Genomic DNA, 24,249 nt, shown 5'->3' on the forward strand with positions numbered 1-24,249 from the left:
AGTCCACTACTCCGTCTGGCCTGGGACGGTCGAATGATTTCGACCGTCCCTCGGCATATGCGTGCCGATCGGGGGAACGAGTGCCCCCGTCGGACCGTCTCCACAAGCGAGGCGGCCCTGTACGTGATGACAATGGCGAAGACCCTCGCGCAGTGTTCGTGCAGGCGCGTCTACGATGTAAGCCTTCACGTCACAGCACCCACTTCGCCGACCTGAAATGCCCTCAAAAGCTCCCGGGAAGGCCAGACGAATCCTGATGGGGAACTCAATGTCGTTCATCGGCCGTGACATGGCTGTCGACCTCGGGACCGCCAACACGCTGGTGTACGTCAGGGGTCGCGGGATCGTACTCAACGAGCCGTCCGTTGTCGCGATCAATACGAACACCGGTGGAATTCTCGCGGTCGGCGCGGAAGCGAAGAAGATGATCGGGCGCACGCCCGGCAACATCGTCGCCGTGCGGCCGCTGAAGGACGGCGTGATCGCCGACTTCGAGATCACCGAGCGGATGCTCCGCTACTTCATCCTGAAGATCCACAAGCGGCGCTACCTGGCGCGGCCGCGGGTCGTCGTGTGCGTGCCCTCCGGTATCACCGGGGTCGAGCGCCGCGCGGTGATCGAGGCGTCGTCGCAGGCCGGTGCCCGCCAGGTGCACATCATCGAGGAGCCCATGGCCGCCGCCATCGGTTCCGGCCTGCCGGTCCACGAGGCCACGGGCAACATGGTGGTGGACATCGGCGGCGGCACCACGGAGGTCGCGGTTATCTCGCTGGGCGGCATCGTCACCGCCCAGTCGATCCGCGTCGCGGGCGACGAACTGGACAACGCGATCATCCAGCACATCAAGAAGGAGTACAGCCTCCTCCTCGGTGAGCGGACGGCCGAGCAGATCAAGATCACGATCGGTTCGGCGTACGACCTGGACGCCGACGAGCACACCGAGATCCGCGGCCGGGACCTGGTGTCCGGGCTGCCGAAGACCGTGGTCATCTCGGCCGCCGAGGTCCGCAAGGCGATCGAGGAACCCGTCAACGCGATCGTGGACGCCGTCAAGACCACGTTGGACAAGTGCCCGCCGGAGCTGTCCGGTGACATCATGGACAGGGGAATCGTTCTGACCGGCGGCGGAGCACTGCTGCGCGGTCTGGACGAGCGGCTGCGCCGGGAGACCGGCATGCCGATCCACATCGCCGAGGACCCGCTGGACAGCGTGGCGCTCGGCTCCGGCAAGTGCGTCGAGGAATTCGAGGCGCTCCAGCAGGTCCTGGACGCCCAGCCGCGCAGATGACGTAACTCTTCGATTCCGCCGTACGAGATGATCCCCTCTCGTGCGGCGGATCGTTGATATGGAGGCATAGGCTCGCAAGATCGAGCTCCGCCCCCCGACTTCCCCCGACCAACAAAACAAGCTCCCGCAAGTTCCTATCGAGGAAGGCACGGCCGCCGCACGTGAGGGACACGAAAGAGAGCCGGCTGCTCCTGGTGCTGCTGATCGCCATCGCGTTCGCGCTGATCACGGTGGACATCCGAGGTGGCAGGAACTCCCCGGTCGACGGCGCCCGGCAGGCCGCGGCCGCGGCCTTCGGCCCGATCGAGAACGGCATGTCGACGGTGGTGGACCCGGTGGGCAACGCCGTCTCCGCCGTCCGCGACTCCGGTGAACGGCACGACCGGCTGGCCCGGCTGGAGAAGCAGAACGCGACCCTCAAGGCGAAGCTCGGCAGCGACGACCGTAACCGCAGCCGTCTCAACCAGCTCGACAAGATGCTGAAGATGGCCGGCGAGGGCCAGTACGGCATCAAGGGCGCCCAGGTCATCGCCATAGGGTCGGCGCAGGGCTTCTCCTGGACCATCACCATCGACGTCGGCGCCAACGACGGCATCAAGCGGGACATGACCGTGCTGAACGGCAACGGCCTGGTCGGCCGCGTCACCACCGTCGGCCCGGACGCCTCCACCGTGTTGCTCGCCAACGACCCCGACTTCACCGTCGGCACCCGCATGGAGGGCAGCGACGAACTCGGCTTCGCCTCCGGGCAGGGCGACCGCCCGCTGCGCGTCGAACTCCTCAACGGCAAGGCCGAGGTGAAGAAGGGCGACCGGCTCGTCACCTTCGGCTCCGAGGCCGACCGGCCCTTCGTGCCCGGCGTCCCGGTCGGCACGGTCTCCAGCGTCGACCCGTCCAACGGCGGCCTCACGCGCACTCTTTACGTCACGCCGTTCGCGTCCTTCACCAAGCTCGACATCGTCGGCGTGGTCGTCGAGGCACCGAAGAAGGACCCCCGCGACGAGGTGCTCCCGGCCAAGCCGAAGCCGACGCCGACCCCGACGGTGACCGTCACGGTCACGCCGTCCGCGAGCGCGAACACGGGATCGGACTCGGGTACGAACTCGGGCACCGACTCGGGTACGAACTCGGGCACGAACGAGACCGACACCAACGACCAGCAGCAGCGGTAGGAGCTGAATCCCTTCATGCGTGTCAACCGGATCCTGCTCTCCTCCGCCCTGGTCGTCGTCGCCCTGGTGATCCAGGTGAGCGTCCTCGCCCGCCTCCACCTCCCGGGCGCCGTCCCCGACCTGATGCTGCTCACCGTCCTCGGCCTCGCCATGGTCTACGGCCATGTCGGCGGCGCCCTCGTCGGCTTCGGCGCCGGACTCCTCGCCGACCTCGCCCCGCCCGCCGACCACGCGGCCGGGCGTTACGCCCTGGTGCTGTGCGTCGTCGGCTACTTCGCGGGCCTGATCAAGCCGGAGAACGGCCGGCTGAAGTCCGCCACCGGGCCGATGCTCGTCGTGGTCGCCGCCGCCGTCGGCTCCACCCTGCTGTACGCGGGTGTCGGCGCCCTCGTCGGCGACACCGCCGCCCGGCACGTCGGCATGACCAGCCTGCTGATCAGCGCCGCCCTCTACGACCTGCTGCTCGCCCCGTTCGTGGTCCCCGGCATCATGTGGCTGGCCCGCCGCGCCGACAGCGACCCGCTCACGGAGGCCAACTCCGGCACCAAGGCGGGCGACATCTCCTCCGGCTGGCTCTCCTCCGGCACCGGACTGCGCGTCGGCGGCCAGCGCGGCGGTCTCGGCTCCCTGCGGGCCAGAGCCCGCACCCGCAACGTCCGCGTCGGCCGCATCAAGGGGGTCAAGCGCCTGTGAGCGTGCGGGAGTTCACCCGGCGACCCGGCGGCGCGGCCCACAGCTTCGTCGTATATGACACCTACGTACAGCACTGAGAGGGGGAGGCAACCCAGTGACCAACGCCCACCCGTCTCCCACCACCACCCTTGAAGGAATGGGCTTCGCCCATGACTAATATTCCGGAGACCGGACGGACCCCACGGGTCCAGATCCGTCTCGTCGTCATCCAGATCCTGGTCCTCTCCCTGCTCGGCACCCTCGGCGGCCGCCTGTGGTACCTGCAGATCCGTGAGGGCGCCGAGTACCAGAAGGAAGCCTCCGGCAACCACGTCCAGCAGGTCGTCGAGCCCGCCGTCCGCGGCTCGATCCTGGACGCGCGCGGAGTCCCCATCGCGGACAACGAGACCCGGCTGGTCGTCTCCGCCTCCCGTACCGACCTGCTCAAGCAGGCGGACGACGGCAAGGCGGTCCTCACCAAGCTCGCCGGCGTCCTCGGGTTGAGCCCCACCGAGGTCATGCAGAAGGTCCGCCTCTGCGACTCCAAGACCCCGCAGCCCTGCTGGAACGGCTCCCCCTACCAGCCGATCCCGATCACCGACGAGGCCACCGCCAAGCAGGCCCTGCAGATCCGCGAGCGCGCCGAGGACTTCCCCGGCATCACCGCCGAGCCCGAGGCCGTGCGCCGCTACCCGGCCCCCGGCAAGTCCAACACCTCCCAGGTCCTCGGCTACCTCTCCCCGGTCACCGACGACGAGATCCAGCAGGCCCAGAACACCACCTCGCCCTACCTGCGTTCGGACATGGTCGGCCGCTCCGGCCTGGAGCGCGAGTACGACAAGGAACTGCGCGGCAAGGCCGGTGTCACCCGCTACGAGGTGGACAACCTCGGCCGGGTCATCGGCAAGGCCAAGTCGGATGCCGCCGAGCCCGGTTCGAACCTGGTCACCAGCATCGACTCGCGCGTCCAGCGGGTCGCCGAGAACGAGCTGGACAAGGCGATGAAGGCCGCCCGCCAGCAGTACGACAAGATCACCAGCGAGAACTACAAGGCCGACTCCGGTGCCGTCGTCGTGATGGAGGCCAAGACCGGCCGGATCGTCGCCATGGCCTCCGCGCCGACCTACGACCCGAACGTCTGGGTCGGCGGCATCTCCGCCAAGGACTACAAGGCCCTCACCGGCAAGAACTCCGACTACCCGCTGCTCAACAGGGCCATACAGGGTCAGGCGGCGCCCGGTTCGACGTTCAAGGTGGTCTCCACGGCCGCCGCGGTCCAGGCCGGCTACGTGTGGGACGGCGGCTACCCCTGCACGAGTTCGTACTCGGTGGGCGGCCAGGTCTTCAAGAACTTCGAGGGCGAGAACTTCGGCCCGATCTCGCTCGGCCGGGCCCTGGAGGTGTCCTGCGACACCGTCTTCTACGGCCTCGCCGACCGCGAGTGGAAGAGGGACGGCGGCATCAACCCGAAGAAGGGCGAGCCCAAGGACTGGTTCTTCAAGACCGCCCACCAGTTCGGCCTCGGCAAGGAGACCGGCGTCGACCTCCCCAACGAGGTCACCGGCCGGGTCCCCGACCGCCAGTGGAAGCTCGACTACTGGAAGGCCAACAAGGACGCCTGGTGCAAGTCCGGCAAGAAGGACGGCACCTACGTCGAGAAGATCGAGTACGAGAACTGCCTCGAAGGCAACAAGATGCGCGAGGGCGACGAGATCAACTACTCCATCGGCCAGGGCGACACCCTCGTCACGCCGATCCAGGAGGCGATGATCTACGGCGCCGTGGCCAACGGCGGCACCGAGTACCAGCCGACCATCGGCAAGGCCGTCGTCAGCGCCGACGGTAAGTCCGTCCAGGAGATCAAGCCCAAGGCGCTGCGCAAGCTGCCCGTCAGCCAGGCCACCATCAAGGGCATGGACGACGCCTTCGCGGGCGTCATCACCCGCGGTACCGCCGCCTGGAAGTTCGGCGGCTGGCCGCAGGACAAGATCGCCCTGCACGGCAAGACCGGTACCGCCGAGGTCTACGGCAAGCAGACCACGTCGTGGCTCGCGACCTACAGCAAGGACTACACGGTCATCATGACCATCGCCCAGGCCGGTACCGGTTCCGGTGCCTCCGGTGAGGCGGTCCGCAACATCTACAGCGCGCTGTACGGCGTCGGTGCCGACGGCTCCATCGACAAGAACAAGGCGCTGCTCTACACCCCGCAGCAGGGCCTGCCCAAGGTCCGCACGGACGGCACCATCGCCTCCCCGAAGATCTCCAAGGACCCGGCGAAGGACTTCGAGGCGAGCCAGAAGAGCGACAAGGGCGACGACGGCCAGCAGACCCCGGCCACCACGGCGTCGCCGTCGACGGGCAACCGCGACACCCGAAGGCGGACGCGCAGGAGGGGAAGCCGGAGGATGCTGACGTGACGAGCGTTTGTGGCGGGAGGTTCCCGGCATGACCGGAGCCAACAGCTTCTCCGTCTCCGGATACGGTCCCGCGCGGGCCGGCTGGACCCGGGTCTTCGCCCGTGACTCGCTGGCCCGCCGCCTGGACTGGCCGATGCTGATGGCGGCCCTGGCGCTGTCCCTGCTGGGCTCGCTGCTGGTGTTCTCGGCGACCCGCAACCGCACCGAGATCAACCAGGGCGACCAGTACTACTTCCTGTTCCGGCACCTGATGAACACCGGCATCGGACTCGCCCTGATGATCGGCACGGTCTGGATCGGCCACCGCCAGCTGCGCAACGCGGTGCCGATCCTCTACGGCCTGTCGCTGCTCGGCATCCTGGCCGTGCTCACCCCGCTGGGCTCCACCGTCAACGGCGCGCACTCCTGGATCGTGCTCGGCGGCGGCTTCTCGCTCCAGCCGTCCGAGTTCGTCAAGATCACCATCATCCTGGGGATGGCGATGATACTGGCGGCCCGGGTCGACGCCGGCGACAAGAAGTACCCCGACCACCGCACGGTCCTGCAGGCCCTGGGCCTGGCCTCGGTACCGATCCTGATCGTGCTGCTGATGCCCGACCTCGGCTCGGTCATGGTGATGGTCATCATCATCCTGGCCGTGCTGCTGGCCTCCGGCGCCTCCAACCGCTGGGTCTTCGGCCTGCTGGCGACCGGTCTGCTGGGCGCGATCGCGGTCTGGCAGCTGCACATCCTGGACGAGTACCAGATCAACCGCTTCGCGGCCTTCGCCAACCCGGACCTCGATCCCGCGGGCGTCGGCTACAACACCAACCAGGCCCGGATCGCCATCGGCTCCGGCGGCCTCACCGGCGCCGGCCTCTTCCACGGCTCGCAGACCACCGGCCAGTTCGTCCCCGAGCAGCAGACCGACTTCGTCTTCACGGTGGCGGGGGAGGAGCTGGGCTTCGCCGGCGCGGGCCTGATCATCGTGCTCCTCGGTGTCGTCCTGTGGCGCGCCTGCCGGATCGCCCGCGAGACGACCGAGCTGTACGGCACGGTCGTGGCGGCGGGCATCGTGGCGTGGTTCGCGTTCCAGGCGTTCGAGAACATCGGCATGACCCTCGGCATCATGCCGGTCACCGGCCTGCCGCTGCCGTTCGTGTCGTACGGCGGCTCGTCGATGTTCGCGGTGTGGGTGGCGGTGGGGCTGTTGCAGTCGATCAGGGTGCAGCGTCCGATGTCGGCGTGACGGGACCGGTGCCGGCGTGACGGGTCTGATGCCGGCGTGACGGGACCGGTGCAGGCGTCACGGGTCCGATGCCGGCGCAGCCGGACACCTGAGGGTGAGGTGCACATGTCGTTTCCGATGTGTTCACCTCACCCTCATTCAGGATTTTCCTCCGATTCGCCTCGGGCGCCCGCTGTCCCTGTGCGGCGATGGACACTAGATTCGGTTCATGGCGGATACGAAGCGTGAGATCGAGCGCAAGTACGAATCCGACGAGAGTGGACTGCCCGACCTGACCGGCGTCGCCGGCGTGGCGAACGTCGTGGACAAGGGCACCGCCGAACTCGACGCGACCTACCACGACACCTCCGACCTGCGCCTGGCCTCGGCCCGGGTCACCCTGCGCCACCGCACCGGCGGCACCGACGCCGGCTGGCACCTCAAACTCCCGGTGGCCCCCGGCATCCGCGACGAGATCCACGCCCCGCTCTCCGACACGATCCCCGACGAACTGGCCGGTCTGGCCCGCTCCCGGGTCCGCGAGGGCCAGCTGGTCCCGGTGATCCGGCTGCGCACCACCCGTGACATCCGCCACCTCGTCGACGCGGACGGCGCCCTGCTCGCCGAGGTGAGCGTGGACCGCGTCCGCGCCGAGCGGCTCTTCGGGGGCGCGGGCAAGGCCCAGTGGACCGAGATCGAGGTGGAACTCGCCGACGGCGGTGACCCGGCCTTCCTCGACAAGGTGGAGAAACGGTTGGGCAAGGCGGGCGTACGGCCGTCCGAGTCCGCCTCGAAACTGGCCCGGGCCCTGGCCGAGACCAAGGGCGGCAAACCGCACCCGCCGAAGCCGGACCTGGGCGCACCCGTCACGGCCGGCGACCACGTCCTGGCCTACGTCCGCGCCCAGCGGGACGCGATCGTCGAGCTCGATTCCGCCGTACGCCTGGACACCGAAGAGGGCGTGCACGACATGCGGGTGGCCACCCGCCGGCTGCGCAGCACCTTCCGCTCCTTCGGCAAGGTCCTCGACCGGCAGGTCACCGACCCGGTCGCGGACGAGCTGAAGTGGCTGGCCGGGGAGCTCGGCCTGGGCCGCGACCAGGAGGTCCTCGCCGAACGCCTGATGACCGCCCTGGACGAGGTCCCCGGCCCCCTCGTCTCCGGCCCCGTCCACGACCGTCTGCACGCCTGGGCCGAGGCCGGCGAGCGCGGCTCCCGGGGCCGGCTCCTCGGCGTCCTGGACTCCCGGCGCTACCTCGCCCTGCTGGACACCCTGGACACCCTGATCGCCGACCCGCCGCTTCGGGAGGCGGCCGCCGGGAACCCGGAGAAGGTCCTCGCGAAGGCCGTGCACAAGGACTTCGCGAAGGTGACCGACCTGATCGAGGCCGCCATGGCACAGCCTCCCGGCCACGACCGCGACCTCGGCCTGCACGACGCCCGCAAGAAGGCCAAGCGCACCCGCTACGCGGCCGAGGCGGCCCGCCCCGCCCTCGGCGGCCCGGCGAAGTCCCTGGCCAAGTCCATGAAGTCGCTCCAGTCCCTGCTCGGCGAGCACCAGGACAGCGTGATGGCCCGCGAGACCCTGCGCGAACTGTCCGCGGTGGCCCACGCGGCCGGGGAGAGCGCGTTCACCTACGGGCTGCTGTACGGCCGTGAGGAACGGCGGGCGGCGGCGGCGGAGGCGAAGACGCCGGGCGCCTGGCGGGAGATCAAGAAGGATGCGCCCGTCTGAGCGGGCGTACGGGGGACACCGCCGGGCGCGCTAGGCTGGATGACCACCCTCCCCCCAGCCTCCGGCCGGGGGTGCCCCCAGTCAGCTCACAAAGGTCCGCGAGATGCCTGCCGAAGCCGCCGCTCAGATCGCCGAGTCTGTGTTCCCGCAGCTCGAAGCTCTGCTCCCGCATGTGCAGAAGCCGATCCAGTACGTCGGCGGAGAGCTCAACTCCACGGTCAAGCCGTGGGAGGACTGCGACGTCCGCTGGGCGCTCATGTACCCGGACGCCTACGAGGTCGGCCTGCCCAACCAGGGCGTCATGATCCTCTACGAGGTCCTCAACGAGCAGGCGGGCGTCCTCGCCGAGCGCACGTACAGCGTGTGGCCGGACCTGGAGGCGCTGATGCGCGAGCACCGCGTCCCGCAGTTCACGGTGGACAGCCACCGCCCGGTGGGCGCCTTCGACGTGTTCGGCCTGTCCTTCTCCACGGAGCTGGGCTACACCAACATGCTCACCGCCCTCGACCTGGCCGGGATCCCCCTGGAGTCCAAGGACCGTGGCCTGGACGACCCGATCGTCCTGGCCGGCGGCCACGCGGCCTTCAACCCGGAACCCGTCGCCGACTTCATCGACGCGGCGATCATCGGCGACGGCGAGCAGGCCGTCCTCGACATGACGAAGATCATCCGTGACTGGAAGGCGGAGGGCCGCCCCGGCGGCCGCGAGGAGGTCCTCTTCCGCCTCGCCAGGACGGGCTCCGTCTACATCCCGGCCTTCTACGACGTCGAGTACCTCCCCGACGGCCGTATCGCCCGCGTGGTCCCCAACAAGTCGGGCGTGCCGTGGCGGGTCAGCAAGCACACCGTCATGGACCTGGACGAGTGGCCGTACCCCAAGCAGCCGCTGGTCCCGCTCGCCGAGACGGTCCACGAGCGCATGTCCGTCGAGATCTTCCGCGGCTGCACCCGCGGCTGCCGCTTCTGCCAGGCCGGCATGATCACCCGCCCGGTGCGCGAGCGCTCGATCACCGGCATCGGCGAGATGGTCGACAAGGGTCTCAAGGCGACCGGCTTCGAGGAGGTCGGCCTCCTCTCCCTCTCCTCCGCGGACCACTCGGAGATCGGCGACATCGCCAAGGGCCTGGCCGACCGTTACACCGAGGACAAGATCGGCCTCTCCCTCCCCTCCACCCGCGTCGACGCCTTCAACGTCGACCTGGCGAACGAACTGACGCGCAACGGCCGCCGCTCCGGCCTCACCTTCGCCCCCGAGGGCGGCTCCGAGCGCATGCGCAAGGTCATCAACAAGATGGTCTCGGAGGAGGACCTGATCCGCACGGTCGCCACCGCCTACGGCAACGGCTGGCGCCAGGTGAAGCTCTACTTCATGTGCGGCCTGCCCACGGAGACCGACGAGGACGTCCTGCAGATCGCCGACATGGCGATGAACGTCATCCAGAAGGGCCGCGAGGTCTCCGGCCAGGGCGACATCCGCTGCACGGTCTCGATCGGCGGCTTCGTCCCCAAGCCGCACACCCCCTTCCAGTGGGCCCCGCAGCTGAGCGCCGAGGAGACGGACGCGCGCTTGGAGAAGCTGAGGGACAAGATCCGCGGCGACAAGAAGTACGGCCGCTCGATCGGCTTCCGCTACCACGACGGCAAGCCCGGCATCGTCGAGGGCCTGCTCTCCCGCGGCGACCGCCGCGTCGGCGCCGTGATCCGCGCGGTCTACGAGGACGGCGGCCGCTTCGACGGCTGGCGCGAACACTTCTCCTACGACCGCTGGATGACCTGCGCCGACAAGACGCTGCCCGCCTTCGGCGTGGACGTCGACTGGTACACCACCCGCGAGCGCACCTACGAGGAGGTCCTCCCCTGGGACCACCTCGACTCCGGCCTCGACAAGGACTGGCTCTGGGAGGACTGGCAGGACTCCCTCGACGAGACAGAGGTCGAGGACTGCCGCTGGACCCCCTGCTTCGACTGCGGGGTGTGCCCGCAGATGGACACGGCCATCCAGATCGGCCCGACCGGGAAGAAGTTGCTGCCGCTGACGGTCAAGAACGCCGCGTCGGCACCGGGTGGGCACGCGCACTGAGGTGAGCCACGCGCTCGACCGGGTGGTTGAGACGTGGCAGGGGCGTGTCGGCGACCTCCTTTCGCGTCCGTGCCAAGGCCGTTGACAAGCCGTCGGGTTCACCCGTCCGTCGTCCGGGACGAGTTCAGCGGGCTCCCGGGCCGTAGAGCGCGGCGATGTTCTCGGACGTCGCCCACCGGCTGTAGGTGGGGGACCGGGGCCAGCCCTCGGGCGAGTTCTGCCATTCCTCCTGACGTCCGTACGGCAGGAGATCGATCAGCGCGAAGCTGTGGCTGAGCTGCTCGGTGCCCCGGCCGTCGGTGTGCCAGGTGCGATAGACGGTGTCGCCGTCGCGCAGGAACACGTTGACCGCGAATCCACCGTCGGGCGGCGCGCCGACGTCGGACCCGAACGGACTGTTCGCGGTCGAGTACCACGCCATCCGGTTGCCGACCCGCTGCTTGTAGTCGAGCGCCTCCTTGATCGGGCCCTGGGTGACGATGACGAATCGGGCGTCGTAGTTGTCCAGGAACTCCAGGCGGGTGTACTGCGAGGTGAACCCCGTGCAGCCCGGGCACTGCCATTCCTTGCCGGTGAACCACATGTGGTTGTAGACGATCAGCTGCCTCTTGCCCTCGAAGACGTCTGCCAGCCGAACGGGGCCGTCTTCGCCCTCGAGTGTGTAGTCGGGCATCTCGACCATCGGCAGGCGGCGACGCTCGGCGGCGATGGCGTCGAGCTCCCGCGTTGCGGCCTTCTCCCGGGCACGCAGTGCCTCGAGCCGGTGTTCCCAGGTCGCGGCGTCGACGACGGGTGGTAGCGGGTGGTCGGTCATGGTTCCCTCACGGATCTCGTGCGCGGCTTCGGCTCTCGTGCGCGGCCTGTGCGCGGCTTTGGCTTGTGCGGAGGCAGACCGCACAGGGCTCGGGAACTCATCGGTCGGCCCGCGAACGCGGCGGAAGACGCCCGTCCGGAGCAAGCTCCGGGGAAGGCAGGGACGTCGCGGCGGGTCGGGTAGTTCGGCAGGGGCGCCTCGGACGGGGGCTCGTTGGTGTCCGCGGGGGGTGCGCCGGGCGCTGACCGGACGTGATTTCGCGGGGCTGGAGTGATTCGCGCGCCGCCGCGGGATCCCTCAAGGTCGCTCGTCCGCACACCGATGGACTGGGCAGGAACGAAGACTCGGGAAGGGCTGGTTCCTTTGACGTCAGTTTCGGTGCCGCGTCCGGATGCGGACCTCGGCACGGTGGCCGTCGCCCTTGCGGATGTGCGGGCCGGCCGGCCCGTGATCGTGGTGGACGACGCGGACCGTGAGAACGAGGGCGATCTCGTCATGGCGGCTCAGTTCGCCACGGCCGAGGCTCTGGGATTCTTCGTGCGCTGGACCAGTGGTCTGATCTGCGTGCCCATGGCACCCGAGATCGCCGACCGGCTGGAGCTGCCGCTGATGGTTCCGGCTGCCTGTGGTGTGGAGGCCACCGCGTACACCGTTTCCGTGGACGCGGTCGGTGCCGGCTCCGGTATCTCGGCCGCAGACCGGGCGTTGACCGTCCGGACGCTGGCCGAACCCGGCTGCCGTCCCGACAGACTGGTCCGTCCCGGGCATGTGTTTCCGCTGCGGGCCCGTGCCGGAGGGATCGGGGAGCGGCGCGGGCACACGGAGGCCGGTGTCGACCTCATGCGCCTGGCGGGACTGCTCCCGGTCGCCGTGATCAGTGAGATCTGCGAGGACGACGGGTCCGTGGCCCGGTCCGATCGGCTGCGGGCGTTCGCCGGTGAACATGGGCTGACCCTGCTGTCGATCGAGCAGTTGTCGCAGGCGCTGCCGCTGCGCCCGGATGCGGCGCCGGCGTGACGCCGGCGCGGCGGGCGACGATTTTCGACCTGGACGACACATTGATCGACAGCGGCGCGGCGTGGTCCGGGGTGTGCGCCGCTTTCACCGCCCGTCACGGGCACCGGTGGCGGGCCGAGGACGACGCCGCACTGCACGGCAACGGCGGCTGGGCGTCGTATGTCGCGGGGCTGTGCCACGGTGCGGTCAGCAGCGCGGAGGTGGTGGAGACCTGCACCACCGCGATGGTCGACGCATGCGCCGAGGGGCGTGTGCGGGCGCTGCCGGGAGCGGTGGAGCTGGTTGTCGAAGCGGGACGACACGGGCCCGTCGGTGTGGCGACCGCCAGTCCTCGGCGGTTCGTGCTGGCGGTCCTCAAGGGGCTGCGCCTGTACCCGGAGTTGAGCGCTGTGGTGTGCGGAGAGGACGTGGTGCGGGTCAAGCCCGCGCCGGACCCTTATCTGCGGGCGGCGTCCGCCGTCGGCATCCCGCCGTCCCGATGTGTCGCTGTCGAGGATTCACCGAACGGCATCCGCTCGGCGGCAGCCGCGGGCATGACCGTTCTCGCCGTCCCCCGTGGCGGAATGCCCCTGCCGGTCGACGTCAGCGCCCTGTCCGCGGCGCAGGCGGGCAGCGCGACCAGCGCCGTCCCTGTGCTGAGGCGGCTGCTCGCACCCCAGCACCTGGTCCACGGAAGCACTCCGTGAGGTGCGGGCCGCACCTGCTCCGGCCCGCACGTGCTCCGGCCCGCACGTGCTCCGGGTCGTTCCTGCTCCGGGTCGTTCCTGCTCCGGGTCGTTCCTGCTCCGGGTCGTTCGTGCTCCAGGTCGTTCCTGCTCCGGGTCGGAGGTCGCGGACGCGAGATCCCGGTCGCCGTCAAGGGCGTCATCCGGGAGCGGCGCGGAGTGGAACTCTCCCGGCCGCGGGCCTGAGAGGTGCCCGGCTACCAGTCGATCTCGGCCGGCAGGGCCTATCAGCGGGAGCACCATCCGGCCCTGGATGCTGGAGACGAAGACCAGGCGGCCCGCTCCCCTCTCCCGCATCGCGGGAAGCACGGCCTGTGCCACGCGCAGCGCGCCCAGGGTGTTGAGCTGGAAGAGCTGGTCGACCTCCGGGAGCGGGACGCTCTCCAGCGGTGCTCGGATGGTGGTGCCGGCGTTGCTACGTCGCCGTCATCGTCGCCCTCGCCCTCGCCGTCGCTCGGCTGACGTGTCCCTTCCTCGGCTGGTGCCGTCGCCGGTGAGGGGCCGGTGGCCCGGATGCCGTTGGGCCGGGGGAGTGACAGACTGGGATTTCTGAGCCGGCGGGCCCGTGACGGAGTGTTACGCGGGGCTTGGGGCGCGGAGGGCTTGCGGGCGGCCGTCGGCTGTACTGTCCGGTGCCGTGTCCCGGCAGCGAGCGATCCGGTCGCTGACCAGTTGGGAACCGTCCATGACTGCTGAGACCTCCGTAGCGCGGTACTCCCCGTATTACCCGGACGAAACCGCTCTTCTGATCGTCGACCCCTACAACGACTTCCTGTCCGAGGGCGGCAAGTTGTGGCCCCGGGCGAAGGAAGTGGCGGAGGGCGTGGGCCTGCTCGACCATATGCGCACCGTGCTCGCCACGGCCCGCGCCCACGGCTTTCGCGTCTTCGTCGTCCCGCACCACCGGACGACGCCGAGCGACTACGTCACCTGGGACCACCTGTCCCCGACCCAGCGGCGCGTCGTCGCCCAGCAGATCTTCGCCGAGGGCAGCTGGGGTGCCGAGTGGCACCCCGACTTCCAGCCGCGCGAGGACGAGATCGTCGTACGGCAGCACTGGGCGTCCAGCGGGTTCGCCAACACCGACCTCGACTTCATGCTGAAGCAGCACCACATCCGGAAGATCGTGCTGATCGGTATGCGGGCCAACACCTGTGTGGACACCACCGCGCGCTTCGGCCAGGAGCTGGGGTACCACGTGACCCTCGTCCGCGACGCCATCGCGTCCTTCAGCTGGCCGGAGATGACCGCGACCTTCGAACTCAACGCTCCCCTGTACGCCCATGCCGTCGTCACCACCGAGGAGTTCGTCGGGATGGTGGACGCCGGGGCCGGTGAGGGCGCACGGCAGAGCGGAGACGGCGCTCATGAGCGGTGACGAGCGGAGCGGAGCGCACGGGGAACTGGCCGGGCAGACGGTCGTGGTGGTGGGCGGCAGCGCGGGCATCGGTCTGGAGACCGCGCGGCAGGTACGGGCGGCCGGCGGCGAACTGGTGCTCGTGGCGCGCAACGCCGAGCGTCTCCAGCGGGCCGCGGACGAGCTGCACCCGCTGAGCACGGCCGTGTTCGACGCCCATGACACCGCGCGCATGGAGCGCTTCGTCGGGGAGCTGCCCGGGCAGGTCGACCATGTGCTGGTGACGGCGGGCAGCCCGTCGTACGCCCCCCTCGACGAAGTCGACCTGACCGACGCCGGACGAGACTTCGGCGGGCGTCTGGCGATGGTGCTGGCGGTGGCGCGGGCGAGCCGGGGGAAGGTCAGGGCCGGCGGGGCGCTGCTCTTCATCGGCGGCACCGGCGGCCGGCGGCCCGCGCCCGGGATGGCGGTGACCGGCGCCCTCACCGCGGCGCTGCCGGCGCTGGTCGCCAACCTGGCGCTGGAGGTCGCCCCGGTCCGGGTCAACCTCATCGCGGCCGGGTTCGTGGACACTCCGCTGTCGGCCTCCCTGCTGGGCGACCGACTCGAAGCGCGGCGCGAGGAGTTGAGGAAGACGTTGCCCATCGGGCGCGTGGTCGGTCCGGCCGACGTCGCCGCCCTCGCGGTGCACCTCATGGTCAACGACGCCCTCACCGGCGCCACCTACGACATCGACGGCGGTCAGCAGCTCCTCGCTCACTGAGCCCCTGCTCGGCCCTGTCGCGGATCCGGTCGTCGCCGGTGTCCCCTCCGAGACGGGAAGTGCAAGCCATGGACATGAAACTAGAGGTCGTCGTGGTGCCGGTGTCCGACGTGGACCGGGCCAAGGACTTCTACACGGCGCTGGGCTGGCGGCTCGACGCGGACGTCGCCACCGACGGGGAGTTCCGGGTGGTGCAGATGACCCCACCGGGTTCGCCGGCCTCCGTCATCTTCGGTGAGTCGGTCACCGAACAGACGCCCGGGTCGGCCCGGGGGCTGCACCTGGTCGTCGACGACATCGACAGCGCCCATGACGAGCTGGCACGGCACGGCGCCCACCCCAGCGAGGTGTTCCACGACTCCGGTGGTGTCTTCCACCACGCCAACGGCGACGCCCGGCTGCCCGGTCCCGCACCACAGCACGGCAGCTACGGCTCCTTCCTGTCGTTCAGCGACCCGGACGGCAACGGCTGGCTCCTCCAGGAGATCACCGACCGGCTGCCGGGGCGGCTGGATCCCGCGGCCACCTCGTTCGCCTCGGCCGAGGACCTGGCGAGTGCCCTGCGGCGGGCCGCGGCCGCCCACGGCGAGCACGAGGCGCGCATCGGCGCGGAGGATCCCGGCTGGCCGGACTGGTACGCGCGGTACATGGTGAGCGAGCAGGCCGGGACCGAACCGCCCACGTGAGCCGGGAAGCCGGGGGAGCCGACCGCTGACCGCCCACGTGAGCCGAGAGGCCGGGGGAGTCGACCGCTGACCGCCCACGTGAGCCGGGAAGCCGGGGGAGCCGACCGCTGACCGTCCCCGTGGTCGGTGGCCGCGCCGACCCTTCGAATCTGCCCGCGTCGCCGGGCACGCTTCCGGACCCGGCGGTCACTCCACGGAGTCCCGCCGCGCCGATGACCTGCGACGACCTGCTGTGATGTGCCCCACGGGCTCTTGTCGCGGGAAGGCTCGCCTGCCTAGATTCGGTCATATGTCCAGTTCTGATGCCGCCCTTCCCGCCGAACCGGTCGACTTCAGCGTCGATCTCACCGGCCACGAGATGACCCGGCGCGCCCATGTCATGGCGGCCCTCGGTGACGGCTGGGACCCCGTCGAGGCGATGCGGGGCGAGGAGGAGGCGTTCGACATGCTGTACTCCGGGCTCGACGAGGAACAGCAGCGGCTGTACGACTCGCTCGTCGCGGCCGGGGTACTGCCCCGCCGCTGATTCCCGGGCCCGCGCCACGGCCGCGCCACGGCGTCGGCCCGATCCGGCCGGCCGCCTCCCGTGAACGGACAGGTCCGCCGGGAGGGCAGGACGCCGGCCGTGGACCCGCGAAACCGTGACACGACCGCCATGGAAGGCGCACCGGGCCGGCCGCACAATCGGGGAGAGCGAAGGCCGGTACGACACGGGGGAGTTGGCGGGCATGGAACTGGAACTGGGCTACGACCTGCTGGGCAGCAGGCTCCGCACCATCGGGGACGTCCCCCTCACCTACGGCAGGTGGGGCGGCAGGCCGCACGCGCTCGGACCGTATCCGCTGGGGTACGACATGCTCGGCGGCCGGCTGCGGCGGATCGGCGACATCGAGATCGGGTACGGCCGCCTCGGCAGCGTCCCGAGAACGTTCGGGACCTGGGACGTCGACTGCGCCGCCTGGTCCGGGATTCCGCGCCGCATCGGGCCGTACCCCGTGGAACACCCCAGGTTCAGCGGCCGGGCGAGGGCGATCGGCCCGCTCGTCCTGTCGTACGACGCCCTCGGCACCCGCCCCCGCCGCGTCACCCTCCCCAAGGACCTGCCCGCCCTCCCCGACGACCTTCTCCGGGTCCTCTTCCTGGTCCTGCACCTGCAGGCCGAACGCAACAAGAGTTCGTCCGCGGCCTCTTAGACGGGCGAAGGCCCGCCGGACGGATCCGGCGGGCCTTCCAGGTGATGACAGGTCAGACGGCGGGCGCGTGCTTCGGGTTGTCGCCGTACTGGTTCTGCTCCGGCTTGCCCTCGGAGGCGAGCCAGACCAGCACGATGATCCAGCCGACCAGCGGGATGATCGAGACCAGCACCGCCCAGCCGGAACGGCCGGTGTCGTGCAGTCGGCGGACCGCGACACCCAGGCCGGGCAGGAGGACCGCCAGGCTGTAGATCGCGCCGAGGGCGGCGAACCCGATGACCCGCCCGATGACCGCCAGCACGATGCTGATGATCAGGTTGAACAGGAAGAACATCCAGTATTCCTGCCGGCGCGCACGGCCGCTGAACACCGCGTACTTCTTCAGTACGTCCACGTACCAGTTCATTGCTCGTCCCCCAAGGACCCAAGAAAGGCTCAAGATTTGGCTGGCGCCCAGCAAATCAAGCCGTCGTGGCCGGTTCCATCCAGATTGGCGTGTGCGGGTCAACCGTTACCGTGTCGCCGCCGTTCGGTGATCAATGTCGGCCGATCGCATCCGCGCGGCACGCGATAACGTCTCTGTGGCCATGGACATGCAGAAACAGCCACAGCGGCAACCGCAGACACATTCGCAGACACAGACGCAGCCCCCCGAGGGGTGTCTCGTCGTCGGGATCAGGATCCCCGTCCGTGTCTTCGTGTTCCTGGTGGTGCTGCCGATACGGCTGCTCTGGGACGCCTTCGCCGCCGTCGCAGGGTTCCTGTGGCGGTACCTCGTCGTCCCCGTCGCGCGATTCCTCTGGCGGTACGTCCTCGCCCCCGTCGGTCACGCCGTCGCCTGGCTCCTCCACGTCCTCCTCGTCGTCCCGCTGATCTGGCTGTACCGCTACCTGCTCACCCCCCTCGGTCACGCCCTCGTATGGCTCTACGCGCGCGTGCTCACCCCGATCGGCCACGCGGTGCTCTGGCTCCTGGCGCCCGTCGCCAAAGCCGTCGCCTGGGTGTTCGAGCAGCTCGCCACCGCCCTGTACTGGATCGTCCGGGTGCTCCTCGTGCTGCCCGCCGTCGCCCTGTGGCGCTGGGTCCTCGCCCCCGTCGGCCGGGTCCTCGGCATCGTTCTCAGAGAGATTTGGGACGCTCTCGGCCACGCCTGGCGGGCCGCCGGACACGTCGCGCGGGCCGTCGGACGGATTCTCGGGACCCTCTTCCGGTGGATCTTCCTGGAGCCCGCGCGCCTGCTCTACCGGACCGTCCTCACCCCGGTCGGACACGTCGTACGCGACCTGGTGCTGCGCCCCGCCGCCCAGGTCGCACGGGCCGTCGGACGCGCCGTCCGGCAGGCCCGCGCCGACCTGCGCCGCGCCCTGTTCGGCGAGCCCGCCCGGCCGGCGGCCGTGGAACGGCGGGAACCGGCCGGCCGCGACACACGTACTCTTGATGGATAGCAGCACACGGCAGCACGGCCCCCGCGGCACGGCTGCTCTCACCAGAAACACGAAGGACTGACGACACTGGGCAAGCGACAGCCCGAAGGCCCGCCGCCCGCACCGGCGGTGCAGCGCATCCGACTGCGCTACACCAAGCGCGGCCGCCTCCGGTTCACCAGCCACCGTGACTTCCAGCGCGCCTTCGAGCGGGCGCTGCGCCGCGCCGAGGTGCCCATGGCGTACTCGGCGGGGTTCACACCGCACCCGAAGGTGTCGTACGCCAATGCCGCACCCACCGGCACCGGCAGCGAGGCCGAGTACCTGGAGATCGCGCTCACCGCGACCCGCGACCCGGAGCGACTGCGCGTCCTCCTCGACGAGTCCCTGCCCACCGGGCTCGACATCGTCGACGCGGTCGAGGCCCGCACGTCCGGACTGGCCGACCGGCTCACCGCCTCCGTGTGGGAGCTGCGGCTGGTCGGCGTGGACCCGGCACAGGCTGAACAGGCCGTCGCCGCGTTCAACCAGGCCGACGCCGTCGAGGTCCAGCGCATGACCAAGAACGGCGTACGGACCTTCGACGCGCGCCCCGCCGTCGTACAACTTGAAACGCACAATGAAACGGCTGATAGGCCGAGCGACCAGCCCTGTGCGATACTGCGGCTGGTTGTTCGGCACGTGACGCCTGCCGTACGACCCGACGACGTCCTGTCCGGTCTCCGCGCCGTGGCCGACCTGGCGCCGCCGGTCCCCGCAGCGGTGACCAGGCTGGCGCAGGGGCTGCTCGATGAAGAGACCGGCACGGTGACCGACCCGCTCGCGCCCGACCGCGAGGCAGTGGAGGCCCTTTCGAAGGCCGAACCCGCTGCCGCCGCGACGGCGCCGGCGTAGGGAAGGTCCCGCGAAGGACGGACGTCGTACGCGCAGCCCTCGTACTCGGGAGCCACCTGGGTCGGGCAGCGCACCGACCAGAAGACTTTCGCCAGGCCGTCCGCGACAAGGCGTACGGAACCGGCGAGACAGGACACAGAGAGCTCCTGTGCGGCGCCCGCGCCCCACACGGCGGCACCGCGCATCGCGCGAGCCGTGGACGTCACCGGCGGTCGCTCGAAGCGAACGACGCCGGATCAGGCGCGGCGCCCGGGAGCCTGACGGGAGAACCGCCCGCATGCTCGAACCGACCGAGCCCACCGAGGGCTCCGAACTGAACACGCCCAGCGACACCCTGCCGCCGCGCAGGCGTCGCCGTGCGGCTTCCCGCCCCGCGGGACCGCCCGCCGCGGCCGAGGCCGTGGCCGAGATCACCACGCCGGCCATACCGGCCGCCGAGTCGTTCTCCTCCGAGCCCGAAGAGGCCGACGAGGAGACGGCAGAGACCCTGGAGGCATCCGAGGCCGCCGCGGTCACCGAGGCCGCCGCGGTCACCGAGGAGGCCGCGCCCGCCGCGCGGACCCGCCGTCGGGCGACCCGCCGGGCTTCGGCGCCTGCCGGTGCCCCGACCGGAGCCGAGGCCGTCGAGACGGCCGAGACCGTGCTTCCCGCGACCACCACCGAGCCCGCCGAGGCCGCTGTGGCCGCACCCGCGGCCGAGGTTGTCGAGACCGCCGCACAGAGCGACGAGGAGGCCGCGCCGCGCCGGACGCGTCGGCGTGCCACGCGTCGCGTCTCCGCGCCCACCGAGGCGGCCGAGCAGGAAGCGGCTGTCGAGGCCTCCGCGGTTTCCGAGGCCCCTGAGGTCGCCAAGACCGCTGAGGTCACCGAGGCCGCTCCGGCCGTCGAGGCCGTCGTAGCCGCCGAGGAGGCCGTGCCGGCTCCGCGTACCCGCCGTCGGGCGACCCGCCGGGCGTCCGCGCCCACCGGTGCTCCGGCCGAGACCGCCGCCGAGACCGCACCCACGGCCGCCGTCGCGGACACCGCGGACACCGCGGAGGCCGCGCCCGCCGCCGAGACCGGCCAGACCCACGGGGGCACCCCCGCCCCCGAGGCGGAGCCCACCGCGCCCGCGCCGCGCGCCCGGCGCCGCGCCACCCGCCGGGTCGCCGCGCCCGCCGGTGCGCCCGAGGCCGCCGTCGAGGCCCCCGCCGCGGCGCAGCCGCAGGCCGTCGAGGCCCCGGCCGTCACCTCCACCACCGAGACCCCCGCCGTCGAGGAGCCGGAGACCGAGTCCCCGCGACGCCGGCGCCGGGTCGTACGACAGGCCGCCATCGGCTTCTCCGAGCCCGCCGCCGCGGCCACGTCCGCCGAGGACGAGTCGCAGCGCCGCCCCGCCCGGCCGGCCGTGGCCGTGTTCCAGGCGCCCGTGTTCACCGAGCCGAAGTTCCAGACCCCGGAGCGGGCCGCCGCCGAGGCGGCCGCCGTGGCCGCCGTGACGGAGGAGCCCGAGGAACTCGCCCCGTACCGGCCGGAGCCGGCCGAACAGGTCGAGCAGGCCGAGCCGGTCGAGCAGGCCGAGACCGGTTCGCGCCGCCGGCGCCGGCGCCGGGGTGCCCCCGAGGAGACCCCGGCCGCCCGGCCCGCCGCCGAGGACGAGGTCGAGGAGCCGGAGGAGCCCGCCGAGGAGGCCGAGGACGCCGCCGACGGTGACGACGAGGCCGAGGAGGCCGGGTCCCGCCGCCGTCGCCGCCGTGGTGGCCGCCGTCGCCGCCGTGGTGACGCCGGTGACGGCGACGCCGACAGCGACGAGCTCGCCGCCGAGCAGGCCGAGCAGGACGCCGAGGACACCGCCGAGCAGGAGGAAGAGGACGACGAGGACGCCCACGACGAGGCGGGCGGCTCCTCCTCCAGCAGCCGTCGCCGCCGTCGCCGCCGGCGTCGCGCCGGGGACAGCTCCTCCGACAGCGAGCCCGGCGAGAACGACCCGGAGCGCACGGTCGTCAAGGTCCGCGAGCCCCGCAAGCCGTCCGAGCCGTCCGACGAGGTGCAGTCCATCAAGGGCTCCACGCGTCTTGAGGCCAAGAAGCAGCGCCGCCGCGAAGGCCGCGAGCAGGGCCGCCGGCGCGTCCCGATCATCACCGAGGCCGAGTTCCTGGCCCGCCGCGAGGCCGTCGAGCGCGTGATGGTCGTACGCCAGCACGGCGACCGCACCCAGATCGGCGTCCTGGAGGACGGCGTGCTCGTCGAGCACTACGTCAACAAGGAGCAGGCCACCTCGTACGTCGGCAACGTCTACCTGGGCAAGGTCCAGAACGTGCTGCCGTCCATGGAGGCCGCCTTCATCGACATCGGCAAGGGCCGCAACGCCGTCCTGTACGCCGGTGAGGTCAACTTCGAGGCGCTCGGCATGGCCAACGGGCCGCGCCGCATCGAGGCCGCCCTCAAGTCCGGCCAGTCCGTCCTCGTCCAGGTGACGAAGGACCCGATCGGCCACAAGGGCGCCCGTCTGACCAGCCAGGTCTCCCTCCCGGGCCGCTACCTCGTGTACGTCCCCGAGGGCTCGATGACCGGCATCAGCCGCAAGCTGCCCGACACCGAGCGGGCCCGGCTGAAGACCATCCTCAAGAAGATCGTCCCCGAGGACGCGGGCGTCATCGTGCGCACCGCCGCCGAGGGCGCGAGCGAGGACGAGCTGCGCCGCGACGTCGAACGGCTCCAGTCGCAGTGGGAGGAGATCCAGAAGAAGTCGAAGAACGGCGGCAGCTCGAACGCGCCGACGCTGCTGTACGGCGAGCCGGACATGACCGTCCGGGTCGTCCGCGACATCTTCAACGAGGACTTCTCCAAGGTCGTCGTCAGCGGCGACGAGGCCTGGGAGACCGTCCACGGCTACGTCTCGCACGTCGCCCCCGACCTCGCGAGCCGGCTGTCGAAGTGGACCTCCGAGGTCGACGTCTTCGCCACCTACCGGATCGACGAGCAGCTCGCCAAGGCCCTGGACCGCAAGGTCTGGCTGCCCAGCGGCGGGTCGCTGGTGATCGACCGGACCGAGGCGATGGTCGTCATCGACGTCAACACCGGCAAGTTCACCGGCCAGGGCGGCAACCTGGAGGAGACGGTCACCAGGAACAACCTGGAGGCGGCCGAGGAGATCGTCCGCCAGCTGCGGCTGCGCGACCTCGGCGGCATCATCGTCATCGACTTCATCGACATGGTCCTGGAGTCCAACCGGGACCTGGTGCTGCGCCGCCTGCTCGAATGCCTCGGGCGGGACCGTACGAAGCACCAGGTGGCCGAGGTGACCTCGCTGGGGCTCGTCCAGATGACCCGCAAGCGCGTCGGACAGGGCCTGCTGGAGTCCTTCTCCGAGACCTGCGTGCACTGCAACGGCCGTGGCGTCATCGTCCACATGGAGCAGCCGAGCTCCAGCGGCGGTGGCGGCGGCAAGCGCAAGAAGCGCGGCCGTGGCGGCGACGGGCACGAGCACGACCACGACCTGCACGACACCCACACGGTCGCGACCGACGGGGCCGTCGAGCACGCCGAGGCCGTCCAGGCCGTCGAGACCGCGGCGGAGGTCGCGGCCGAGGCCGCCGTCCCCGTCGCGCTGCCCGCCCCCGACTTCGCGCCGGACGAGGAGCTGTACAGCAGCGTCGCCGAGGCGGAGGCCGCGGCCGGTCGCGGCCGTAGCCGCCGCCGGGCGAGCCGCCGGGCCTCGGCTCCGGCCGGTGCGCCCAGGGAGCGCGCGGGCCGCAACCGGGGCGCGGAGGCCGAGACGCCGACCGCCCGGCCCGAGCACGAGGTGCTGCCTGAGCCGGCCGCCGAGGCGCACGCCGAGCCGGTCGCCGTGGAGGACCCGGTCGTCCAGGCCCCCGAGGCGCCGGAAGCCCCGGCCGCCGAGGAGACCGCACCCCAGGGCCGCACCCGTCGCCGGGCCACCCGGAAGGTGTCGGCGCCCGCCGGTTCCCCGGCAGGGGCCGAGACGGCCACGGTGACCGTCGTCGCCGAGACCGCCCCGGCGGCCGAAGCGGTGGCCGAGCCGGTGGTGGAGACGGCGGCGGAGCCCGAGGCGGCCGAGCCCGCCGAGAGCGCCGCCCCGGCCCGTCCGCGCCGCCGCGCGGTGCGCAAGGCCACCGCGCCGACCGCGTCGGAGGAGGCGGCCGTCGTGGTCGTGCCGTCGACGGAGGCCGCCGGGCAGCCGGAGGCGTCCGCCGCCGAGGCGCCGGTCGCCGGTGAGACCGTCGAGGAGGGCGTCGAGGAGGCCGCTCCGGCCAAGAAGACGGCCCGTAAGACGGCTGCCAAGAAGACCGCCGCGAAGAAGACGGCCGCGAAGAAGACCGTGGCCAAGAAGACGGCGGCGAAGAAGACGACGACGGCCAAGAAGGCGGCCAAGACCGCCAAGACGGCCGCCGCCAAGTCGACGGCGAAGAAGACCACCACGGTCACCACCGCCTCCGACGAGGGCTGACACCCGAGCGCGGGGCCGGCCGTTGGGCCGGTCCCGCGCTCTGTGGGGCCGGTCCACGCGGCCGGTCCCGCGCTCTGTGGGGCCGGTCCACGCGGCCGGTCCCGCGCTTTGTGGGGCTGGTCCACGTGGTCGGTCCCGCGCTTTGTGGGGCTGGTCCACGTGGTCGGTCCCGCGCTTTGTGGGGCCGGTCCTGGCGGCCGGTCCCGCTCTGCGTGGGGCCTGTTCCGAGTGATCGGCCCCACACCTCACGGGGCCCGGTTTGACCCCCTCGGCCACCGCCCCGTAACCTTGACCGTCGGCGTGTCCATGGATATGAGGACGTGCCACATCCCCGTAAACCTCTTCCTCCTGA

General features: G+C 71.1%; 19 protein-coding genes and 1 pseudogene. 17 read left to right on the forward strand and 3 right to left on the reverse strand.

All coding sequences use genetic code 11. The features are described from left to right. Positions 1–268 precede the first annotated feature (268 nt). From ABZ642_RS17190 to ABZ642_RS17220, 7 genes are all read left to right on the forward strand, one after another. On the forward strand, positions 269–1,288 hold the full coding sequence (locus tag ABZ642_RS17190) for a rod shape-determining protein (protein WP_004931372.1): 1,020 nt from the start codon (positions 269–271) through the stop codon (positions 1,286–1,288). Between the two features lie 161 nt (positions 1,289–1,449). Next, positions 1,450–2,460: a rod shape-determining protein MreC gene (mreC, locus tag ABZ642_RS17195; RefSeq protein WP_360483876.1), complete on the forward strand. Its 1,011-nt coding sequence runs from the start codon at positions 1,450–1,452 to the stop codon at positions 2,458–2,460. A 15-nt stretch (positions 2,461–2,475) separates the two neighbouring features. Beyond that, on the forward strand, positions 2,476–3,153 hold the full coding sequence (mreD, locus tag ABZ642_RS17200) for a rod shape-determining protein MreD (protein WP_360483879.1): 678 nt from the start codon (positions 2,476–2,478) through the stop codon (positions 3,151–3,153). A 149-nt stretch (positions 3,154–3,302) separates the two neighbouring features. After that, positions 3,303–5,552, forward strand: a complete 2,250-nt coding sequence (gene mrdA / locus ABZ642_RS17205; RefSeq protein WP_360483882.1) for a penicillin-binding protein 2 — start codon at positions 3,303–3,305, stop codon at positions 5,550–5,552. Positions 5,553–5,580: 28 nt separating this feature from the next. After that, positions 5,581–6,780: a rod shape-determining protein RodA gene (gene rodA / locus ABZ642_RS17210; protein ID WP_360483885.1), complete on the forward strand. Its 1,200-nt coding sequence runs from the start codon at positions 5,581–5,583 to the stop codon at positions 6,778–6,780. A gap of 208 nt (positions 6,781–6,988) precedes the next feature. Next, entirely contained in the window at positions 6,989–8,494 is a 1,506-nt protein-coding gene (locus ABZ642_RS17215) for a CYTH and CHAD domain-containing protein (protein ID WP_360483888.1), read from the forward strand. A 103-nt stretch (positions 8,495–8,597) separates the two neighbouring features. Beyond that, positions 8,598–10,574 carry a TIGR03960 family B12-binding radical SAM protein gene (locus tag ABZ642_RS17220; RefSeq protein ID WP_360483891.1) on the forward strand — a complete coding sequence of 659 codons (1,977 nt, stop codon included), beginning with the start codon at positions 8,598–8,600 and terminating at the stop codon, positions 10,572–10,574. A gap of 124 nt (positions 10,575–10,698) precedes the next feature. Here ABZ642_RS17220 and ABZ642_RS17225 read toward each other — a convergent pair whose 3' ends face one another. Then, positions 10,699–11,388, reverse strand: a complete 690-nt coding sequence (locus ABZ642_RS17225) for a DUF899 family protein (RefSeq protein WP_360483894.1) — start codon at positions 11,386–11,388, stop codon at positions 10,699–10,701. 378 nt (positions 11,389–11,766) lie between these two features. Between ABZ642_RS17225 and ribB the strand changes: the two genes are divergently transcribed. After that, positions 11,767–12,405 carry a 3,4-dihydroxy-2-butanone-4-phosphate synthase gene (gene ribB / locus ABZ642_RS17230; protein WP_360483896.1) on the forward strand — a complete coding sequence of 213 codons (639 nt, stop codon included), beginning with the start codon at positions 11,767–11,769 and terminating at the stop codon, positions 12,403–12,405. Further along, positions 12,402–13,091 carry an HAD family phosphatase gene (locus ABZ642_RS17235; RefSeq protein ID WP_360483899.1) on the forward strand — a complete coding sequence of 230 codons (690 nt, stop codon included), beginning with the start codon at positions 12,402–12,404 and terminating at the stop codon, positions 13,089–13,091. The genes ribB and ABZ642_RS17235 overlap by 4 nt, the downstream gene beginning before the upstream one ends. Before the next feature lie 282 nt (positions 13,092–13,373). On the opposite strand, the pseudogene ABZ642_RS17240 reads toward ABZ642_RS17235, so the two are convergent. After that, a pseudogene (locus ABZ642_RS17240) lies at positions 13,374–13,532 on the reverse strand (SDR family NAD(P)-dependent oxidoreductase); the annotation flags it as partial. A gap of 283 nt (positions 13,533–13,815) precedes the next feature. On the opposite strand from ABZ642_RS17240, the gene ABZ642_RS17245 reads away from it, so the two are divergent. The 5 genes from ABZ642_RS17245 (at position 13,816) to ABZ642_RS17265 (ending at position 17,129) form a co-directional block, all read left to right on the forward strand. Next, a complete protein-coding gene (locus tag ABZ642_RS17245) occupies positions 13,816–14,508 on the forward strand; it encodes an isochorismatase family cysteine hydrolase (RefSeq protein WP_360483902.1) in 693 nt (230 codons plus the stop codon). Then, on the forward strand, positions 14,498–15,250 hold the full coding sequence (locus tag ABZ642_RS17250) for an SDR family oxidoreductase (RefSeq protein ID WP_360483904.1): 753 nt from the start codon (positions 14,498–14,500) through the stop codon (positions 15,248–15,250). Before ABZ642_RS17245 ends, ABZ642_RS17250 begins: the two co-directional genes overlap by 11 nt. Positions 15,251–15,318: 68 nt before the next feature. After that, the gene (locus tag ABZ642_RS17255) at positions 15,319–15,936 is read left to right on the forward strand and encodes a VOC family protein (RefSeq protein WP_360483907.1); all 618 of its coding nucleotides are present in this window, start codon (positions 15,319–15,321) and stop codon (positions 15,934–15,936) included. 289 nt (positions 15,937–16,225) lie between these two features. Further along, a complete protein-coding gene (locus ABZ642_RS17260; protein ID WP_360483909.1) occupies positions 16,226–16,462 on the forward strand; it encodes a DUF6400 family protein in 237 nt (78 codons plus the stop codon). 202 nt (positions 16,463–16,664) lie between these two features. Next, a complete protein-coding gene (locus ABZ642_RS17265; RefSeq protein WP_360483912.1) occupies positions 16,665–17,129 on the forward strand; it encodes a hypothetical protein in 465 nt (154 codons plus the stop codon). Positions 17,130–17,181: 52 nt separating this feature from the next. Here the strand turns inward: ABZ642_RS17265 and ABZ642_RS17270 are convergent, their stop codons facing one another. Then, complete coding sequence (locus ABZ642_RS17270) at positions 17,182–17,535, reverse strand: DUF805 domain-containing protein (RefSeq protein WP_360483915.1); 354 nt, start codon at positions 17,533–17,535, stop codon at positions 17,182–17,184. Positions 17,536–17,716: 181 nt separating this feature from the next. On the opposite strand from ABZ642_RS17270, the gene ABZ642_RS17275 reads away from it, so the two are divergent. The 3 genes from ABZ642_RS17275 to ABZ642_RS17285 all read left to right on the forward strand — a co-directional run bounded on the left by ABZ642_RS17275 (position 17,717) and on the right by ABZ642_RS17285 (position 23,897). Then, positions 17,717–18,574, forward strand: coding sequence for a hypothetical protein (locus ABZ642_RS17275; RefSeq protein WP_360483919.1), 858 nt, complete (start codon positions 17,717–17,719; stop codon positions 18,572–18,574). A gap of 108 nt (positions 18,575–18,682) precedes the next feature. Then, positions 18,683–19,447: a TIGR03936 family radical SAM-associated protein gene (locus ABZ642_RS17280; RefSeq protein ID WP_360483921.1), complete on the forward strand. Its 765-nt coding sequence runs from the start codon at positions 18,683–18,685 to the stop codon at positions 19,445–19,447. A gap of 277 nt (positions 19,448–19,724) precedes the next feature. After that, on the forward strand, positions 19,725–23,897 hold the full coding sequence (locus tag ABZ642_RS17285; protein WP_360483924.1) for an Rne/Rng family ribonuclease: 4,173 nt from the start codon (positions 19,725–19,727) through the stop codon (positions 23,895–23,897). The last annotated feature ends 352 nt before the right edge of the window (positions 23,898–24,249 follow it).

It is taken from the genome of Streptomyces sp. NPDC007157 (assembly GCF_040634235.1).
Lineage (GTDB): Bacteria > Actinomycetota > Actinomycetes > Streptomycetales > Streptomycetaceae > Streptomyces.

Excerpts from the sequence above, each read along its gene's own strand:
- rodA (WP_360483885.1), top strand. The coding sequence starts at position 5,581 with ATGACCGGAGCCAACAGCTTCTCCGTCTCCGGATACGGTCCCGCGCGG.
- ABZ642_RS17265 (WP_360483912.1), top strand. The coding sequence starts at position 16,665 with ATGGAACTGGAACTGGGCTACGACCTGCTGGGCAGCAGGCTCCGCACC.
- ABZ642_RS17190 (WP_004931372.1), top strand. The coding sequence starts at position 269 with ATGTCGTTCATCGGCCGTGACATGGCTGTCGACCTCGGGACCGCCAAC.
- ABZ642_RS17260 (WP_360483909.1), top strand. The coding sequence starts at position 16,226 with ATGTCCAGTTCTGATGCCGCCCTTCCCGCCGAACCGGTCGACTTCAGC.
- ABZ642_RS17225 (WP_360483894.1), bottom strand. The coding sequence starts at position 11,388 with ATGACCGACCACCCGCTACCACCCGTCGTCGACGCCGCGACCTGGGAA.
- ABZ642_RS17255 (WP_360483907.1), top strand. The coding sequence starts at position 15,319 with ATGGACATGAAACTAGAGGTCGTCGTGGTGCCGGTGTCCGACGTGGAC.
- mrdA (WP_360483882.1), top strand. The coding sequence starts at position 3,303 with ATGACTAATATTCCGGAGACCGGACGGACCCCACGGGTCCAGATCCGT.
- ABZ642_RS17245 (WP_360483902.1), top strand. The coding sequence starts at position 13,816 with ATGACTGCTGAGACCTCCGTAGCGCGGTACTCCCCGTATTACCCGGAC.
- ABZ642_RS17215 (WP_360483888.1), top strand. The coding sequence starts at position 6,989 with ATGGCGGATACGAAGCGTGAGATCGAGCGCAAGTACGAATCCGACGAG.
- ABZ642_RS17270 (WP_360483915.1), bottom strand. The coding sequence starts at position 17,535 with ATGAACTGGTACGTGGACGTACTGAAGAAGTACGCGGTGTTCAGCGGC.
- ABZ642_RS17220 (WP_360483891.1), top strand. The coding sequence starts at position 8,598 with ATGCCTGCCGAAGCCGCCGCTCAGATCGCCGAGTCTGTGTTCCCGCAG.
- mreD (WP_360483879.1), top strand. The coding sequence starts at position 2,476 with ATGCGTGTCAACCGGATCCTGCTCTCCTCCGCCCTGGTCGTCGTCGCC.
- ABZ642_RS17250 (WP_360483904.1), top strand. The coding sequence starts at position 14,498 with ATGAGCGGTGACGAGCGGAGCGGAGCGCACGGGGAACTGGCCGGGCAG.
- ABZ642_RS17285 (WP_360483924.1), top strand. The coding sequence starts at position 19,725 with ATGCTCGAACCGACCGAGCCCACCGAGGGCTCCGAACTGAACACGCCC.
- ABZ642_RS17275 (WP_360483919.1), top strand. The coding sequence starts at position 17,717 with ATGGACATGCAGAAACAGCCACAGCGGCAACCGCAGACACATTCGCAG.